The 16,814-nt window shown below is 31.4% G+C and carries 19 protein-coding genes; 6 read left to right on the forward strand and 13 right to left on the reverse strand.

Annotated features, from left to right (window positions below; genetic code table 11):
• Positions 1-8: 8 nt before the first annotated feature.
• Complete coding sequence (locus tag B5X49_RS00845; RefSeq protein WP_045749318.1) at positions 9-968, reverse strand: hypothetical protein; 960 nt, start codon at positions 966-968, stop codon at positions 9-11.
• A gap of 163 nt (positions 969-1,131) precedes the next feature.
• Here B5X49_RS00845 and lepA point away from each other — a divergent pair, with 163 nt between their 5' ends.
• The 5 genes from lepA (at position 1,132) to deoB (ending at position 6,661) form a co-directional block, all read left to right on the forward strand.
• Positions 1,132-2,964, forward strand: coding sequence for a translation elongation factor 4 (gene lepA, locus B5X49_RS00850; RefSeq protein ID WP_045749319.1), 1,833 nt, complete (start codon positions 1,132-1,134; stop codon positions 2,962-2,964).
• Positions 2,965-3,211: 247 nt separating this feature from the next.
• The gene (locus B5X49_RS07645; RefSeq protein WP_159444471.1) at positions 3,212-3,370 is read left to right on the forward strand and encodes a hypothetical protein; all 159 of its coding nucleotides are present in this window, start codon (positions 3,212-3,214) and stop codon (positions 3,368-3,370) included.
• A 108-nt stretch (positions 3,371-3,478) separates the two neighbouring features.
• The gene (gene hemW / locus B5X49_RS00855) at positions 3,479-4,570 is read left to right on the forward strand and encodes a radical SAM family heme chaperone HemW (RefSeq protein WP_045749320.1); all 1,092 of its coding nucleotides are present in this window, start codon (positions 3,479-3,481) and stop codon (positions 4,568-4,570) included.
• Positions 4,567-5,466 carry a site-specific tyrosine recombinase XerD gene (gene xerD / locus B5X49_RS00860; protein ID WP_045749321.1) on the forward strand — a complete coding sequence of 300 codons (900 nt, stop codon included), beginning with the start codon at positions 4,567-4,569 and terminating at the stop codon, positions 5,464-5,466. Before hemW ends, xerD begins: the two co-directional genes overlap by 4 nt.
• Before the next feature lies 1 nt (position 5,467).
• Positions 5,468-6,661 (forward strand): phosphopentomutase, encoded by a 1,194-nt coding sequence (gene deoB / locus B5X49_RS00865; RefSeq protein WP_045749322.1) that lies wholly within the window; start codon positions 5,468-5,470, stop codon positions 6,659-6,661.
• A 47-nt stretch (positions 6,662-6,708) separates the two neighbouring features.
• On the opposite strand, the gene B5X49_RS00870 is transcribed toward deoB, so the two are convergent.
• The 5 genes from B5X49_RS00870 to B5X49_RS00890 all read right to left on the reverse strand — a co-directional run bounded on the left by B5X49_RS00870 (position 6,709) and on the right by B5X49_RS00890 (position 10,934).
• The gene (locus B5X49_RS00870) at positions 6,709-7,689 is read right to left on the reverse strand and encodes an asparaginase (RefSeq protein ID WP_045749323.1); all 981 of its coding nucleotides are present in this window, start codon (positions 7,687-7,689) and stop codon (positions 6,709-6,711) included.
• A gap of 796 nt (positions 7,690-8,485) precedes the next feature.
• Positions 8,486-8,704: a YneF family protein gene (locus B5X49_RS00875; protein ID WP_045749324.1), complete on the reverse strand. Its 219-nt coding sequence runs from the start codon at positions 8,702-8,704 to the stop codon at positions 8,486-8,488.
• A gap of 62 nt (positions 8,705-8,766) precedes the next feature.
• Positions 8,767-9,315 (reverse strand): 16S rRNA (guanine(966)-N(2))-methyltransferase RsmD, encoded by a 549-nt coding sequence (gene rsmD / locus B5X49_RS00880; RefSeq protein WP_045749325.1) that lies wholly within the window; start codon positions 9,313-9,315, stop codon positions 8,767-8,769.
• Entirely contained in the window at positions 9,315-10,613 is a 1,299-nt protein-coding gene (locus B5X49_RS00885; RefSeq protein ID WP_045749326.1) for a thymidine phosphorylase, read from the reverse strand. The genes rsmD and B5X49_RS00885 overlap by 1 nt, the downstream gene beginning before the upstream one ends.
• 30 nt (positions 10,614-10,643) lie before the next feature.
• On the reverse strand, positions 10,644-10,934 hold the full coding sequence (locus tag B5X49_RS00890; protein WP_045749327.1) for a hypothetical protein: 291 nt from the start codon (positions 10,932-10,934) through the stop codon (positions 10,644-10,646).
• 92 nt (positions 10,935-11,026) lie between these two features.
• On the opposite strand from B5X49_RS00890, the gene B5X49_RS00895 reads away from it, so the two are divergent.
• Positions 11,027-11,596, forward strand: coding sequence for a histidine phosphatase family protein (locus tag B5X49_RS00895; RefSeq protein WP_052670007.1), 570 nt, complete (start codon positions 11,027-11,029; stop codon positions 11,594-11,596).
• A 48-nt stretch (positions 11,597-11,644) separates the two neighbouring features.
• Here B5X49_RS00895 and B5X49_RS00900 read toward each other — a convergent pair whose 3' ends face one another.
• From B5X49_RS00900 to B5X49_RS00930, 7 genes are all read right to left on the reverse strand, one after another.
• Positions 11,645-11,956, reverse strand: a complete 312-nt coding sequence (locus B5X49_RS00900) for a hypothetical protein (protein ID WP_045749328.1) — start codon at positions 11,954-11,956, stop codon at positions 11,645-11,647.
• Entirely contained in the window at positions 11,953-12,738 is a 786-nt protein-coding gene (locus B5X49_RS00905; RefSeq protein WP_045749329.1) for a lysophospholipid acyltransferase family protein, read from the reverse strand. The genes B5X49_RS00900 and B5X49_RS00905 overlap by 4 nt, the downstream gene beginning before the upstream one ends.
• Positions 12,739-12,744: 6 nt before the next feature.
• Positions 12,745-13,209: a dihydrofolate reductase gene (locus tag B5X49_RS00910; RefSeq protein ID WP_045749330.1), complete on the reverse strand. Its 465-nt coding sequence runs from the start codon at positions 13,207-13,209 to the stop codon at positions 12,745-12,747.
• Positions 13,206-14,072, reverse strand: a complete 867-nt coding sequence (gene thyA / locus B5X49_RS00915) for a thymidylate synthase (RefSeq protein WP_045749331.1) — start codon at positions 14,070-14,072, stop codon at positions 13,206-13,208. The genes B5X49_RS00910 and thyA overlap by 4 nt, the downstream gene beginning before the upstream one ends.
• 20 nt (positions 14,073-14,092) lie before the next feature.
• Entirely contained in the window at positions 14,093-15,469 is a 1,377-nt protein-coding gene (pepV, locus tag B5X49_RS00920) for a dipeptidase PepV (protein WP_045749332.1), read from the reverse strand.
• 48 nt (positions 15,470-15,517) lie between these two features.
• On the reverse strand, positions 15,518-16,288 hold the full coding sequence (locus B5X49_RS00925) for a hypothetical protein (RefSeq protein ID WP_045749333.1): 771 nt from the start codon (positions 16,286-16,288) through the stop codon (positions 15,518-15,520).
• Positions 16,289-16,418: 130 nt separating this feature from the next.
• Complete coding sequence (locus B5X49_RS00930) at positions 16,419-16,766, reverse strand: single-stranded DNA-binding protein (protein WP_045749334.1); 348 nt, start codon at positions 16,764-16,766, stop codon at positions 16,419-16,421.
• Positions 16,767-16,814 lie beyond the last annotated feature (48 nt).

Below are 16,814 nucleotides of genomic sequence, written 5' to 3' on the forward strand. Positions count from 1 at the left end.
TTATTATATTACTTTTTAGGAAGTTCTTCCCAAAGTGCTACGAAATCAGAAGCAGTGATTGTTACACCAGATACTGAATCGAAATCACCATTATCATTGACAGCAGGGAATTCTTGGTTAGTAATTAAGTAATCTCCAGCAGTTTTAGCTTGTTGGAAGTACTCTTTACCGATTGGAGAAGCTCCAGCCATACCGTAAGAAGTTCCTAATTGATTCTTAGTCTTTAATAATTTAGGATTTGCAGTTGTATAGCTAGCCATGAGTGAAACGTTGATATTAGCTGTTTCTGGGTCATTATCATGATCCATAGATTGTTTTTTAACAAATCCATTTTCAACAATTGCTTTATATCCATAGAAAACATTATTGAAGTAAGCAAGTACAATCTTACCGTTAACTACAACAAATGAACCAAATGAATATGCATCCCAAGCACCAGTTGAAACAACTGTTTCTTTAACTGGGTCATAATAATACACAGGTGCGTGATTTGAAGCTGTTGATTTTAGTGAAACGAAGTGATACCCTTCTTCGTATTCTCCAGCAGCAACAGGTTCAGAAGCTAACGCTAACTCAGCTAATGTATAGAATTCATCTGTAGTAATGGATACACCAGCAGGAGCAGGTTCTCTATCATTTACATCACCAGTTTCGATAAACTTATCGATAACGAGTTGAGCTTGTTCATGCCACCATAATGTTGAGTTCATATTATAAATATGCTCTTCTGATGCAGTAACTTTATCCTTACCTTGGTAAGTTGCATTTGCATCACCTTCGATATTGAATGCATTCCATTCAGCATCTACAATTTTGTCACCTTCTTTAACAACAACAACCCAGTAAACCCAAGAAGATGTGTCAGTTGGCGTTTGACTTGCGAAGTAGTAAGTACGTTCAGCAGGTCCACATGCTGTTAAGAAAACAGCAGCAAGTAAAAATAATATAACGAAAAATCCTTTTTTCATAATTTCCTCCATATTTGTATAGGTATCGTTTATTCACACATATTATATTTCATTCAGATTATTAAGTCAAAGAAAGTTATAAAAGAAAATGTAAACTATGTGAAAATTAAAACATTGTTTTCAAATATCATTATATGATAAAATAGTAAGGGCATTGAAAGGTATGAATAACTTGAAATATAACACATTAAACGATAGACAAAAATTTATAAGAAACTTCTCAATTATTGCGCATATAGATCATGGTAAGTCAACACTGGCTGATCGTATACTAGAAATGACGTCTTCAGTTGAAAAAAGAAAAATGAAAGAACAATTACTTGATTCTATGGATTTAGAGCGTGAGCGTGGCATTACCATTAAATTAAATGCCGTACAACTCACTTATAAAGCCAAAGATAATCAAGAATATATTTTGCATTTAATAGATACTCCAGGTCACGTAGACTTTACTTATGAAGTGTCACGATCTTTAGCAGCTTGTGAAGGTGCTGTTTTAGTCGTAGATGCTGCACAAGGAATACAAGCTCAAACATTAGCAAACGTCTACCTAGCACTTGATAATAATCTAGAAATTATACCGGTATTAAATAAAATAGACCTACCATCCGCTGAACCTGAAAAAGTTCGAAGAGAAATAGAGGAGGTCATTGGTATAGATGCATCAAACGCTGTAAAAGCAAGTGGCAAATCAGGTTTAGGTGTTGATGAAATACTTGAGCGTATTATTAAAGATGTAAAGGCACCAGATGGTGATGAAAATGCACCGCTTCAAGCATTGATTTTTGACTCATTCTTTGATGCTTATCGAGGTGTTGTACCGACAATAAGAGTTATTAACGGTTCTATTAAAAAAGGCGATATGATCGAATTTATGGCGACTAAAGCTAAGTTTGAAGTTGTTGAGGTTGGTGTTTACACTCCTACCCAAAAAGTAGTTGATGTATTGGGTCCTGGTGATGTAGGTTACCTTACTGCAGCTATTAAAACATTAAATGAAGTCCGTGTGGGTGATACAATTACACATGCAACTAAAAGAGCTGAAAAACCACTACCAGGTTATAGAACATTAAATCCAGTTGTATTCTGTGGACTTTACCCAATTGATCCAGATCAATACCAAGATTTAAAAGATGCATTAGAAAAACTAAAATTAAATGATGCCTCATTAATTTATGAACCAGAAACTTCTCAAGCATTAGGTTTTGGATTTAGAACAGGGTTCCTAGGATTGTTACATATGGATATTATTCAAGAAAGAATATCCAGAGAATTTAATATTGAATTAATTGCAACAGCTCCATCCGTTGTTTATCATGTATATATGACAAATGGTGAGAAAATTCTAGTTGATAATCCAACATTCTTACCTGATATTCAAAAAATTGATTATATAAACGAGCCTGTTGTTAAAGCAACCATTATGTGTCCAAAAGACTATGTGGGTTCTGTTATGGATATTTGTCAGAAAAAACGTGGTATATTTATCGATATGAAATATATGGATCAAACCAGAGTATTATTAACATATAGATTACCACTTGCAGAAATTGTTTATGATTTCTTTGATAAATTAAAATCAAGTACTAAAGGTTATGCTTCATTTGACTATGTATTAGATGGGTATATGGCTTCTGATTTAAGAAAAATGGATATATTATTAAATGGTGAAGTTGTCGATGCTTTATCGGTTATCGTACATAAAGAGTTTGCATATCAAAGAGGCAAGGCAATTGTTGAGAAATTAAAAACACTCATACCTCGACAAATGTTTGAAATTCCAGTGCAAGCTGCCCTCGGTGGAAAAATCATTGCTAGAGAAACTATTAAAGCCATGAGAAAAGACGTTTTAGCTAAATGTTATGGTGGAGATATTTCACGTAAGAAGAAGTTATTGGAAAAACAAAAAGAAGGTAAAAAACGTATGAAGACATTTGGTAGAGTTGATATTCCACAAAGTGCTTTCATGGCAATACTTTCAAATTCAGACGATTAAAAATGATATCACTATGTGATATCTTTTTTTTACCATATTGATTGACATGAATGCGCTTACATGTTACAATGTATGTGTAATAAAGATTACTGGATGAGGGAATTATATGAGTGTGAAGATTACGTTCAAACTTAATCATAGTTCAAAGGTTAATAGTCAAAACATTGACATATTTTTAAATAAAATATTGAGAGGGTAAGAATATCTATATTCGTACCCTTTTTTATTGAAAAAACAGGAGGCCTATATGAAATCATCATTATATGATTTAAAGATTGTTAGAGGTGCAAAAGATGCATCTAGAATCATGGATTCAACGTTAACCAATGATCTTGAAATAACACAAGATCGTCAATTGGATGAAATTTTAGAGAATATTACGAAACAAAACGACCAAGAAAATTAAAATACCTTTTAAATTAGGTTAATTTTCTCCTCTCTCTTTTTGAGGTATCCAAAGTTGGTTGGATACCTCTTTATTTTTGATATAATAGAATAAAGCGAGGTAACCTAGATGAAAGGCCTTTATATACATATTCCTTTTTGTGAATATATTTGTCATTACTGTGATTTTGTCAAAAGAGTTCCTAAAAATCAAGATGTGATTGACCAATATTTAATTAAACTTAGAGAAGAAATTTTATCCTATCAAGAACATTTTAGGACTATTGAAACTATCTTTATCGGTGGTGGAACACCTTCTATGTTAACGGTTGATCAACTTACGTTTCTATTTGATTCACTTACAAATATCAAACCCTTAGAATACTCAATCGAACTCAATCCTGAAAGCTATACACACGAAAAAGGTCTATTATTTAAAAAATATGGAATCAATAGAGTTTCCATGGGTGTTCAAACATTTGATAACGACTTATTAGTCTATTTAAATCGTGGCCATAAAGAGGAACAAGTTAAAGCAATCATTGATGATTTAAAATCTATTGGTATTCCTTATATTTCGATAGATTTGATATTTGCAATACCTGGTCAAACGATGGAACATATCAAGTATGATATTGAGCAATTTAAAAAATTAGACATTACACATATATCTTATTATTCTTTAATACTAGAAGATAAAACTTATTTTTATCATCAGTATTTAAAGGGTAATTTCGAGCCGATGGATGAGGATATGGAAGCTTTGATGTATGAATATATCATGAATGCATTAAAGGATCTTGGATATGAGCAATATGAAATCAGTAATTATGCAAAACATGGCCATTATTCATTACATAATTCCATTTATTGGACATTAGGTGAATATATTGGTTGTGGCTTAGGAGCACATGGATTTATTGATAATTATCGAACTTATAATGAGCGTGGTATGTCTCAATATATGGATCATTTTATTAAAGAGAAAGTTTTACAAACAACTGAATTAAAACTACAAGACGAATTAATATTTGGGTTAAGACTCACTAAAGGTATAAATATAGCGTATTTAGAAAGTAAATATAATATAAATTTATTTGAAAAATACCCGCAATTAACAGACAAAATTAATATCGGATTAGTTGATATTCATGATGGTAATTTAAGATTAACCAAGGAAGGAGTTATGCTTGGTAATCAAGTATTTATGTTATTTGTATGAAATATTTAATTAATGATTTTCAATTTTATTTAAGTAATGAACGGGGGTTATCTAAGAATACATTGAGTGCTTATATGATAGATATTAAAAGCTATGGTCTCTATCTAGAAACATATTATAAAGTAAATGATCCAAAAGATATTGAAACTAAACACATAGAAGCATTTTTAAAGACCCTCAATAAAAAACAAATATCTTCAAAGACACAAGCAAGAAAGTTAACTTCCATTAAGGCTTTTCACAAATTTTTACTCTTAGAAAAAGAAGTTGATACAGACGTCAGTTCTAGAATTAGTGCACCTAAAATCAGTAAGAGTTTACCAACAGTTTTAAGCGTAGATGAAATTGTAAGACTATTAGAAGTGATACAAAATGATGCACCATTATCCTTAAGAAATAAAGCATTAATTGAACTTATCTATGGTTCAGGTCTTCGTGTTAGTGAACTATTATCTATTAAAATAAAAGATATTCATATGGCTCAAAGTTATGTTATTGTCAGAGGAAAAGGTAACAAAGAACGAATGGTACCTATCTCAGATATGGCCGTAATTGCTGTTAGAAATTATCTAGTTCGTGGTAGAGAAGAATTACTTAAAGACAAGAATGATTACATGTTTTTAAACCACAATGGATTACCGTTATCTCGTGTTGGATTCTTTAAAGTATTAAAGAAATTAGCATTAGAAGCATCAATAGATCCAACACAGATTTCACCACATACATTGAGACATTCATTTGCAACACACTTACTCGAAAATGGTATGGATTTAAGAAGTCTTCAGCTATTATTAGGCCATGAAGATATATCCACAACACAGATTTATACACATATATCACAACAAAGATTAAAAGAGATTTATCAAAAAACACACCCACGGGCAAAAGGAGAATAAAATGAGATTTAAAAGAGTTTTTCTTATCGTTATGGACTCTGTTGGAATCGGAGCTCAACCAGATGCTACATCATATTTTAATGATGGTGTATCCGATATTAATGCACATACTTTAGGACATATTGCAACTAGTATGGATTTAAAGTTACCTAATTTAGAAGCGTTAGGTATTGCAAATATAGAACCAATTAAGGGGTTAAAACCAGTCAATTTAAACCAGTCTTATGTTACAAAAATACAAGAAGCATCACTTGGAAAAGATACAATGACTGGTCACTGGGAAATGATGGGATTATATATAACTAAACCATTCCAAACATTTACAACCCATGGTTTTCCTGAGGAATTAATTAAAGAATTAGAAGAAAAAACTGGTAGAAAAGTAATAGGTAATGTTGCAGCTTCAGGTACTGAAATACTTGTAGAACTTGGTGAAGAACACATGAAGACTGGAAATATTATTGTCTATACATCAGCAGATTCAGTATTACAAATTGCTATGCATGAAGAAATTATTCCGATTAAAGAACAATATAAAATATGTGAAATCGCTAGAGAAATCACAATGAAACCTGAATGGAAAGTCGGTAGAGTAATCGCAAGACCATTCTTAGGAACTAACAAAACCAACTTTAAACGTACTCCAAATCGTCATGATTATGCTTTAAAACCTCATGAAAAAACTACACTAAATTTTCTAGATGAGGCAAATTATGATGTCATAGCTCTCGGAAAAATTAATGATATTTTTGATGGTTATGGTATCAATAAGTATTCAAAAACTGTTTCAAATGATGATGGTATGAATCAAATTACTGAATGGGCAACTAAAGATTTTAATGGATTATGCTTCCTAAATTTAGTAGATTTCGATGCATTATATGGACATAGGAGAGACCCAATTGGATATGGAAATGCCCTCATGCAATTCGATAAACAACTCCCTTTATTGATGAATAATTTAAATGATGATGACCTATTATTAATCACTGCAGATCACGGTAATGATCCTACATATGTAGGTACAGATCATACAAGAGAATTTGTTCCATTAATTGCATATAGTAAGTCATTTACTGAAGGTGGAAATCTACCAATATTAACAACTTTCTCAGATATCGCTAGAACGATTTCAGACAATTTTAAAGTAGAAAAAACTCCATATGGTTCTAGTTTCTTAGGCCTAATTAAGTGAATATAAGTTTACTATATATAAACAAAAGTGCATTAAATGCACTTTTTTTAATCGAAATATTTACGTAAATCTGATAAATTATTATGTTGTTCAAGCGCCATCATAAGAAGTAGTCTAGCTTTTTGACTAGGTAAATTTCCTGAAAATAAGACGCCTAAACTCTTTAAGTGATGTCCTCCACCTTCATATGCATACGTATCAAATACTCTACCTTTTGGACATCTTGAAGTAAGAACAACAGGTACCCCATTTGATATAGCATGCTTAATTCCCTCTAGCATCATTGGAGGTACATTACCACGTCCCAGTGCTTCTAATACGATACCATCAACCTTATCATCAATGAGGAAATTGATGATATTTGATGTGGATCCAGTAGCAACTTTGATAATTTCCACCCTTTTTGTAAGTTTAGTAATTTTAATATTTGGTTTAGTATATGTATTCAATCTATGATAGATAACATCTTTAGAATCAACGATTCCAAGAGGACCAAATTCTAATGACTTGAATGTATCAAGAGCGACCGTATGTGTTTTGACAACCTCAGACGCAGAATTGATCTCATCATTTAAGACAAGTAATACTCCACGGGTTTTTGAGTCATCAGACGCAGCCACTAATATAGATGATACGATATTGGAAAAACCATCATATCCAAGCTCAGATATGTTCCTCATTGAACCTGTTAGAACGATAGGAGTTTCTATATTAAAGTAAATTTCTAAGAAGTAAGCTGTCTCCTCAATTGTATCAGTTCCATGCGTTATAACGATTCCATCGTATTTTTCAACACTAATTTTTGATTCAATAAGTTTAGCAAGTTTAAACATATGTTCAGGTGTAATATAAGGACTTGGTAAATAAGTTAGCTCATGATAGTCAATTTCAATGTCTAAAAGCTTGTCTTTAATCTGTTCAATTAAGTTTATATTGCCACTAGACATCACCGTTCTCATTGTATTTAGATCATTCATCATGGCTATTGTACCGCCAGTAAATATTACTAAAACTCGTTTTTTATTCATATAATCACCTCATTTATATTATATAACAAGTCGATATCATTTATTTAAAGAAACTCACAATATATATATCATCATTTACTTGATTATAGATGCTTTATATCAAAAGCAGCACTTAGACCTTTAAATTCATGTTATTTTCATTTCCAACTTTTCCACACATTAGCAATCCACCGCACCACTAGGCTGTGAAATACTAGTTAACATAATATACATTATAGGAACAAAAATATAATTACAAAGAGGGTTCTTATGGCATTTAATGGATACATGAAACCTAAAATGAATATATTTAAATGCTGATTTTAATGGTTTTTTTCATAATAAAATACATCTTATTCCGTCGTTGAGTATATTTAACGTTTTGAAGAGAGGATTATTAGCGTTTGAACTACTTATACCTTCATGATTACATATCCCACACACGCATAAGTCATGAGAGTCCATTATGACCTAAATTCACTATAATTATGTCTTACTTCTTCTACTACTTTCTATAGGTATATATATAATTTCAATCAATCTACTCAAAATAAAAAAAATGAGTATTAGATAGGAACCAAATGAAATGAAAGATTCCTCAACCGCTTCTCAGAAAATAAACCTTGATCATTATTGGAATCACTTTGCCATAGAGAGTTTAATTGACGGGTTTAACAATTTTAAACTAAAATCATTTTTTGAGTCAATAAAAATAAAAAAATGTATGTTTAGTATTTAATTACAGTGTATACATTTACTAAACATACATTTTTGACATTGACTAATAAAAAAAGTGCTTGCGCACTTGATTTATAAATTATTTTTGATTTTGCTTCATCGATGCTAATACTTGACGTACTTGTTTTTCAGATGGAGTTCTTCCCATTTGTCTAAACATTTCACGTATTGAACGCTCATCGATTGGTGGGTTCTTTTCTAAATATTTTTTAAACCATGATCTTGAAATAAAGAATCCGAGTACTCCACCTAATAATAAGGTACCGATTGCTATCAGTAATACAAAATACCATTCCATGCCTTGTCAACTCCTTTTTAATGTCAAATTAATTTTACTTCATTTATCCATAAAATACAATGTTAATTATTTATAATGTAAATTATTTTTTTAATACCATAAGTTTTTTCTTTATATACGCTAAATGCAGATGAATGATTCAATGTGAGTTTTGTATCCTTGTGTACTTCTAAACAAATCATTGAACCGTTGATTGTAATTAAGGTAAGTGATTCAATTAATTCTTCATAATTTTTAAAATCATATGGAGGATCTAAGAATATGACATCAAATAATTGATTCTTATCTATCAAATGAGTCACTGCTTTTTGGTAATCCATTTGAATGACCTCAACGGAATCTAGTACTCCAAGTGATATAAGATTCTCCTTAATTGTCATAACAGCTATAGGTTTATAATCATTAAACACGGTGAACTTAGAACCTCTTGATATAGATTCAATTCCATATGAACCAGAACCAGCAAATAAATCCAAAACTCTTGCATTTAAAATGGAGTCCGATAAGCTATTAAAAACAGCCCCTCTAACTTTATCCGACGTTTCTCTAGTGGATTCAGAAGGTACCATTTTTAGTGTTCTACTTCTAAATTTTCCAGCGATAATTCTCATTAAACAATAGTCTCTTCAATTAGTTTTAACTCACGTTTTTCTGAACCAATGACATATGATTTTTCAATCAATTCAATTGCATCTTTAAGTCCTTTATCTTGGTGATGTAATATACAGATCACTTCACCAATTTTAACTTCATCACCAATCTTTTTCTTTAAATCTAAACCAACAAATAAATCGATCTTATCTTCCTTAGTCATTCTTCCTGCACCAAGCTTCATTGCAGCTATCCCAAAATTAAGTGCATCCACTTTTTCTAAGTATCCACTGGATGTTGCAACAATCTCATGTCGTTTGGTATTGCCAAGTAAATTCTTCTTGTTCTTAATAAATGCTACATCTCCACCTTGCGCTCCAACGAACTCGTAGAACTTATCAACTGCTTTTCCTTCTGCCAATGTTGTTTTAGATAATTCATAACCTGCTTCAAATGATTCAACAATTCCTGCAGCTTTTAATAAGTGACCTGTTATAACAGATACAACCTCAGTCAAATCCTTTGGTCCATGTCCTTCAAGTGTTTCAATGGATTCGTATACTTCAAGTGCGTTACCAATCTTATGACCTAATGGTTCTTCCATTGATGTAAGAATTGCTGTTACTTGTTTACCTGCTTGTTTACCAATGTCAACCATTAATCTGGATAAGCTCATTGCATCTTCTTTAGTCTTCATAAATGCACCTGATCCTACCTTAACATCTAAGACAATTGCATCTGCACCAGATGCTAATTTTTTGCTCATAATTGAGGATGCAATTAATGGCATTGAATCTACTGTCGCTGTTACATCACGTAATGCATAAATCTTTTTATCAGCTGGTGCGATATCTCCACTTTGTCCGACGATTGCACAACCAATTTGATTAACTTGATCTTTAAATTGATTGAGTGGTAGTTCAACTTTAAATCCAGGAATGGATTCCAATTTGTCAATTGTACCACCTGTATGACCTAAACCTCTTCCACTCATTTTTGCAAGCTTTGCACCTAAGTATGCTACGAGAGGTGCAAGTACTAAACTTACCTTATCACCCACACCACCTGTTGAATGTTTATCTACCTTAGTACCTTTTATATCTTTTAAATCTAATACTTCTCCACTATCTCTCATTGCCATAGCTAATGATGTAGATTCTGTTGCATCCATACCATTAAAATATACAGCCATTAAAAATGATGACATTTGATAATCAGGAATAATCCCTTTAGTATATCCTTTAATTATAAAGCTGATTTCTTCATTCGTAAGTTTTTGACCATACTTTTTCTTATTAATTAAATCAATCATATCCATATGTTGATTCCTCCTTTATTGTAAAACAAACTATCCATTTAATACCATAAATACCAATACGATGATTCCAACGACAACCACTATTTTTAGTGACTTCTTTATCAATGAGAAAAGTCCCATTAAGATTAGTAATCCTAAAATACCAACAAAGAGGATTTGAAGCAACACTGGGAACGTGTTAAAATAATCGAACCCTGAAACCCACCATTGATCCGTTGTTGGTTTTAATAATGGATCAAGCCATCCTGTAGCTACTTCAAACCATGATACAATTGTTTGCCATATTTCAAGTAATACTTCTTGCCAATTTTTTTCTTCCATTTTTTACCACCATTTCTTTCTATACCTATTTTATCAAAAAGTAAGGTTGTTTTAAAGTAAATGTGATGTTATAATCATCAAGGGTGAACATTATGATAATAGCAATGATTAGACACGGTGAAACAGACTATAATAAAAAGCAATTAGTACAAGGTAGAATGGATAATCCTTTAAACAGTGAAGGTATTCATCAAGCAGAAACTTTAGGTACTTATTTAAGAGATAACAATGAAACATTTGATGTATTAATTTCATCTCCATTAAAACGTGCTTTAAAGACTGCAGAAATAGTTGGATCTTATATTGGACTCCAAGTTAACTATACGGATAAAAACCTTTTAGAACGTGATTTTGGTCCTTTTGAAGGTAAATCGATTGATGAGGTCTTACCAATCATCACACTTGATGATTTTAGAAAAGATGGTTTTGAAGATAATCCTTCATTACAGTCAAGAATTTTAAGTGCAGTTCAAAGAATATCAAATTTACATAGCCATCAAAAAGTTTTAATTGTAGCACACGCACATGTGATTAAATCTTTAATCATCTTATCCAATAAGGATAAATTTACATATACAAATCATTTTGTTGGTAACTCAAGTATTGTATACTTTAAAATAACAGATGATACTGTTGAAGTCATCAAACAATACGATCTATAATTTGAAGAAAAAATGGTACATAAGCTCATGCTTAAGTACCATTTTATTTTATTTTTTCATAATAGTTACACCACTATTAACGATATAAGAATTCAATTTTGAGAGTTCATCTGAAGTGAATTTTATACGATGGAGTGGGTCATTTAATTCCGGACCTGAAATGGATATAACCAGTTGTCCCTTTTTCACTCTAGAACGACCAATATTTCTAATTTCAGTGAGTTTTTTGAATTGATTCGATGTTGATCCATATCCATGAATAATAACAAGTATTCCCTTGGATTTTTCCTCAATTAAACTTCTAATCAGTTTTGTTGATTCGAATAAATCCATATCATGAACATCAATCACTCTAATCATTCGATGAGTCCTTCGTTAATTTTTTCAGATACCAAATCACCGATTTGTTGAGTTGTTAAATCTTTATAATCTTCATAAGGTATCGGTTGATGAATAACCACTTTAATCTTGGTAACTCTAAATGGTGCACGGTGTTGAATTTGAGAGTTTCCAATAATTGTCATCGGTAAGATGGTTGCTTTAGGTTTTACAGCAAGTTGGAATGAACCCGCTTTTGTAGCTAAGACAGAGTCTGTATCCCTGTTTTTTCTACCACCTTCTGGAAAAACAATCATTGCAAACCCATCTTCAATGTTTTTAATCGTTTGAACAAGTGCTTTTGCCGTTTTACGGTTGTCTTCTCTATAAATAGGCATACAACTCATTCTTAAGATAACATCCTTAAAAAAGGGAATTTTAAGCAATGTAGACTTTGGTGTAAATCCCATAGGTCTATCAATAGCTTGTATCGCAATCAATGGATCTAAATAAGACTTATGATTGGAATATGCAACCAATTTGCCATCCATTGGAACATTTTCTTTACCTACAACTTCTATACGTAAGTTAAACACTAATAAACCAATTGCTCTAGCAGCACTTTGCCAACCAAAATATTTATATTTGCTGTTTAAAGGTAATTTACCAAATACATAGGTGTGAAATACGAGTCCTAATAGAATCATGATCCATCCAACAAAAAAGCCTAAAATCACCCAAAGTATTATAAAGTATTCACCAATCCAAAGTGACATAAGTGTTGAGAATGTTAACCAAGATATTAAAAATAATGTAATAAACATAAATACCTACTTTTTATATGTTGCAAAGATTAATCCAGGCAACACTTTTTTTTCTACTAATTGATATGTTGATAATTTAAAGGGTGTGAAATATACATTACCTTCATGATAGTTTAATACATGTGTAATGTGCAGATAATCTACATAAGGTAATGTCAGATTATAAATAATCTTCCCACCAATCACCCACAATTCATCAGTGTATGACTTGATGAAAGAAATAACATCTGTGACACACTCTGCATCTGAATAAACAGTATCTATAAGGTTTGCAACAAACATTTTACCAAAAGGTAATGGTTTTTCCTTGTAATATGATTTTAATGAACGGTAAGTTGCCTCACCCATTAAAACAGTTTTATCTTTGGTCATTTGCTTAAAGTATTGTAAATCTTCTTTATAATGCCATGGTAAAATATTATCTTTTCCAATCATCCAGTTAATATCCATTGCCCATATTGCGTGTATCATACAGCAACTTTTCCTTTAATTCCAGGATATGGATTATAATCCACTAATTCAAAGTCTTCAAACTTAAAGTCTTCTATGTTTTTAATAAGTGGATTGATTTTGAGTTTTGGAAGTTTTCGTGGTGTTCTTTCAAGTTGAAGATTAATTTGCTCATAATGATTAGAATAAATGTGTGCATCTCCAATTGTATGTACAAATTCACCAACTTCTTTACCTGTGACTTGAGCAATCATCATTAAAAACAATGCATATGATGCAATGTTAAATGGTATACCTAAGAAGACATCACCACTACGTTGATAAAGTTGTAAAGAAAGCTTATTATTAACGACATAAAACTGGATTAAGGTATGACATGGAGGTAAGGTCATTTTATCTATTTCAGCAGGATTCCAAGCGGATAATACAATTCTTCTGGAGTCTGGTTGGTATTTAATGAGATCAATGACATATTTTAGTTGATCAACACCATTAAAGTTTCTCCACTGTGAACCATACACAGGACCTAAATCTCCCCATTTTTGAGCAAATGAAGCATCTTGTCTAATTTTTTCAGCAAATTCTTCCATAGACTCACCTTGGTAGTCTGCTGAATTTTTATATGTTTTATATGGCCAATCTGTCCAAATACCTACGTGATTATCCACAAGATATTTTATATTGGTATCACCTTTAATGAACCATAGTAATTCATGTATGATACCTTTTAAAAATATTTTTTTAGTTGTAACAAGCGGAAATCCTTCATTTAAATCAAAGCGCATTTGGTAACCGAAAACTGATTTTGTTCCTGTTAAGGTACGGTCCATTTTTTCAGTACCATGTTCCATGATGTATCTTGCCAAATCTAAATATTGTTTCATAAGAACTCCATTCTAATTATTTATTTTGCGAGTTCGTACAAACTCTCTGTGTAGATAATAAGTGCCTTCATTAAATCATCAATATCGATAAACTCATCTTTTTGATGAATATAGGTTGGTTTATCTAAGAAGTGCGGACCAAATGCAACTACATTATCTGTAGCTCTTGCAAATGTACCACCACCAATAGATATAGGAGGTGTTAAATCTCCAGTATGTTTTTGGTAAATATTCATAAGTGTTTGAATAAGTTTGGAGTTTGGATCTTTATATAAAAGTTTTTGATGGTGATCCACATCTAAAGAATAACCTTCAGGCAGTTGTTTTTTAATCACTTCAAAAACATCTTTTTGATAATCTACACCTTTTGGATATCTTAAGTTCAATACGATTTCAAAAGTATTAGCTTCTGTCTTCATCAATCCCCAGTTTACTGTAAGGTGTCCCATTTCATTATCGGTATAATTTACTTTAAATTTTTCTCCAGTTGTATCTAAAACAAGATATTTATTTGCAAAATCGACTAAATCAGACTTAACACCGGATACTTGTAGTCCTTTGAATAATAAATGTAATGCATTGATACCATCATCCGGTAATGAACCGTGAGCAGATTTACCTTCTACTACAAAAGTCATTGTTTCTTGATTAATAGATGATGATCCTTTTAAATTATGATCCAGTAAGTATTGATCCCAAGCATTTTTAACCACTAAATTCGGTTTTAAAGTCGCTTGTGCACTTTCAGGAACCATATTTGCTCTTAAACCACCTTGGACACTTAATAATTGTGATTGATTAAATGTACCACGAATAATGGTCATGGTGATTCCCTTTTCTGCATAGATCAGAGGGAAATCTGCATCCGGAATAAATCCTGCAATAGGTGCTTGTGGGTGTTTTTTAAAATAATAATCCACACACTTCCATCCAGATTCTTCATCTAAGCCTAAAATCAACTTAATTCTTGTTTTTAATTCAACATTTAAGTCCTTTAAAATTTTCATTGCATAATAAACAGCCATTGTAGGACCCTTATCATCTTCTGCACCACGTGCATAAATACGGTTGTTGTGGATTTCTGCAGCATATGGAGGATACGTCCATCCTGTTCCAGCAGGAACAACGTCTAAATGTCCCATGGAACCAATGTATTCCTTACTCGTACCAAATTCAATATGTCCTGCATATCCATCGACGTTTTCTGTCACAAAACCATCTCTTTTTGCAAGGTCAAGCATGAAATCTAGAGCTGCTTTATTTCCTTCACCAAATGGTGCACCGATTCTATTCGGGTCAAATGTGGTCAACTCTGAATTAATTCTAAGTAAATCTTGTGTATCTTTTATAAATTGTTCTTTATATTTAAGAACGATACTTTTAAAGTCTATTGACATGACAATCATCTCCTTAAAAGATATTTTAACATGTATATAAAAAAAACTCTATGAAATAGAGCTTTTTCTTTCAATATATTCTGTATAAACTTCTTCCAGTTTTTCATAACTCTCAATATTATTTTTTAAAACCTCATAGAGTTCAGATTCATAAGGTTCAAAATCCGTTTTGGACATATCAATATCTTGGTCTAAATAATAAAGATATTGTATCTGATGATTTTCACTATATATTCCTCTTGGATAGAGATAGTCTACATTGAGTGTTTTATCTACACTTAATCTCGATTTATTTGTATGTAATATGTAAACTTGTTTATTAGTTTTACCTACAACAAGAATATATGAGAATATCTTCTTATATCCAAATGAACTAATGCCATATAAGACGATCAACGAACAGAAACCTGTAACTGACATGCTCCAAATATTTTCCGCACTAAATTGATTAAATAACGCATCCCATAAAGCAAGTCCTATCCCAATCAGTAATACAATTAAGAATCCCCATAATATAAATAAAATACGATTATAAATAGCAATCAAGTATTTGGATACAACTTTATCATCATGAAGCACGTAATTATTGACAATGTATAATGTTGAAAAATGTATTGGGAATAGTAAGAGATACGGAATCAAGAATGCTAATAAATCCAATCGGTAAAGACCAGGAAAAAATATTTTAATTAAATAGCCTGCTAAGAATGCAAGAATACCATAACTGACTACGATAAACCAAATTTTCTTATGTCCCCATAATAAATAAAGAATAATCATAACCGATAATGAAGATAGTAATAGTGTCCAAAAAATCATATGTACCTCCTTATTACTTTCTTACATTATAACACTTTTTGCATGTTTATTCGCCAATAATGAGCATTCATGATACCATTTAATACACATCAATATATAACCATCAAACTATGAAATATTTAAGAAATGATTAAGCTTCATTCATGTCTGCAAGAGGTTCATCAATTTCTCTTGGTAAAAACACAACTTGCTCTGCAACAATATTTACATTAGCTCTTCCTTTATCATTTTCATCCTTCCAATGATTCATTTCAAGTCTTCCTTTGATTGCAATCCCCATACCTTTTCTAAAGTATTCTTGTGCCTTCTTGTGATTGTTTTCAAACAAAGGAATTCTAAAATAATCCGTGTCATATTGCCCTTGGTAATTCTTATAAGGTCTCATTACTGAAACTCTTAAATCGGTATATTTTGTTCCATTGTCGCTTTCTTTTTGTTCAAAACTATAGACTCTACCTATAATGTTAATAAATGTCATATATTTTCTCCTTTTTTATACTATTTTAACAAGCTAAGTTCAATCAAC

Source organism: Acholeplasma oculi (genome assembly GCF_900166985.1).
GTDB classification, from domain to species: domain Bacteria; phylum Bacillota_I; class Bacilli_A; order Acholeplasmatales; family Acholeplasmataceae; genus Acholeplasma; species Acholeplasma oculi.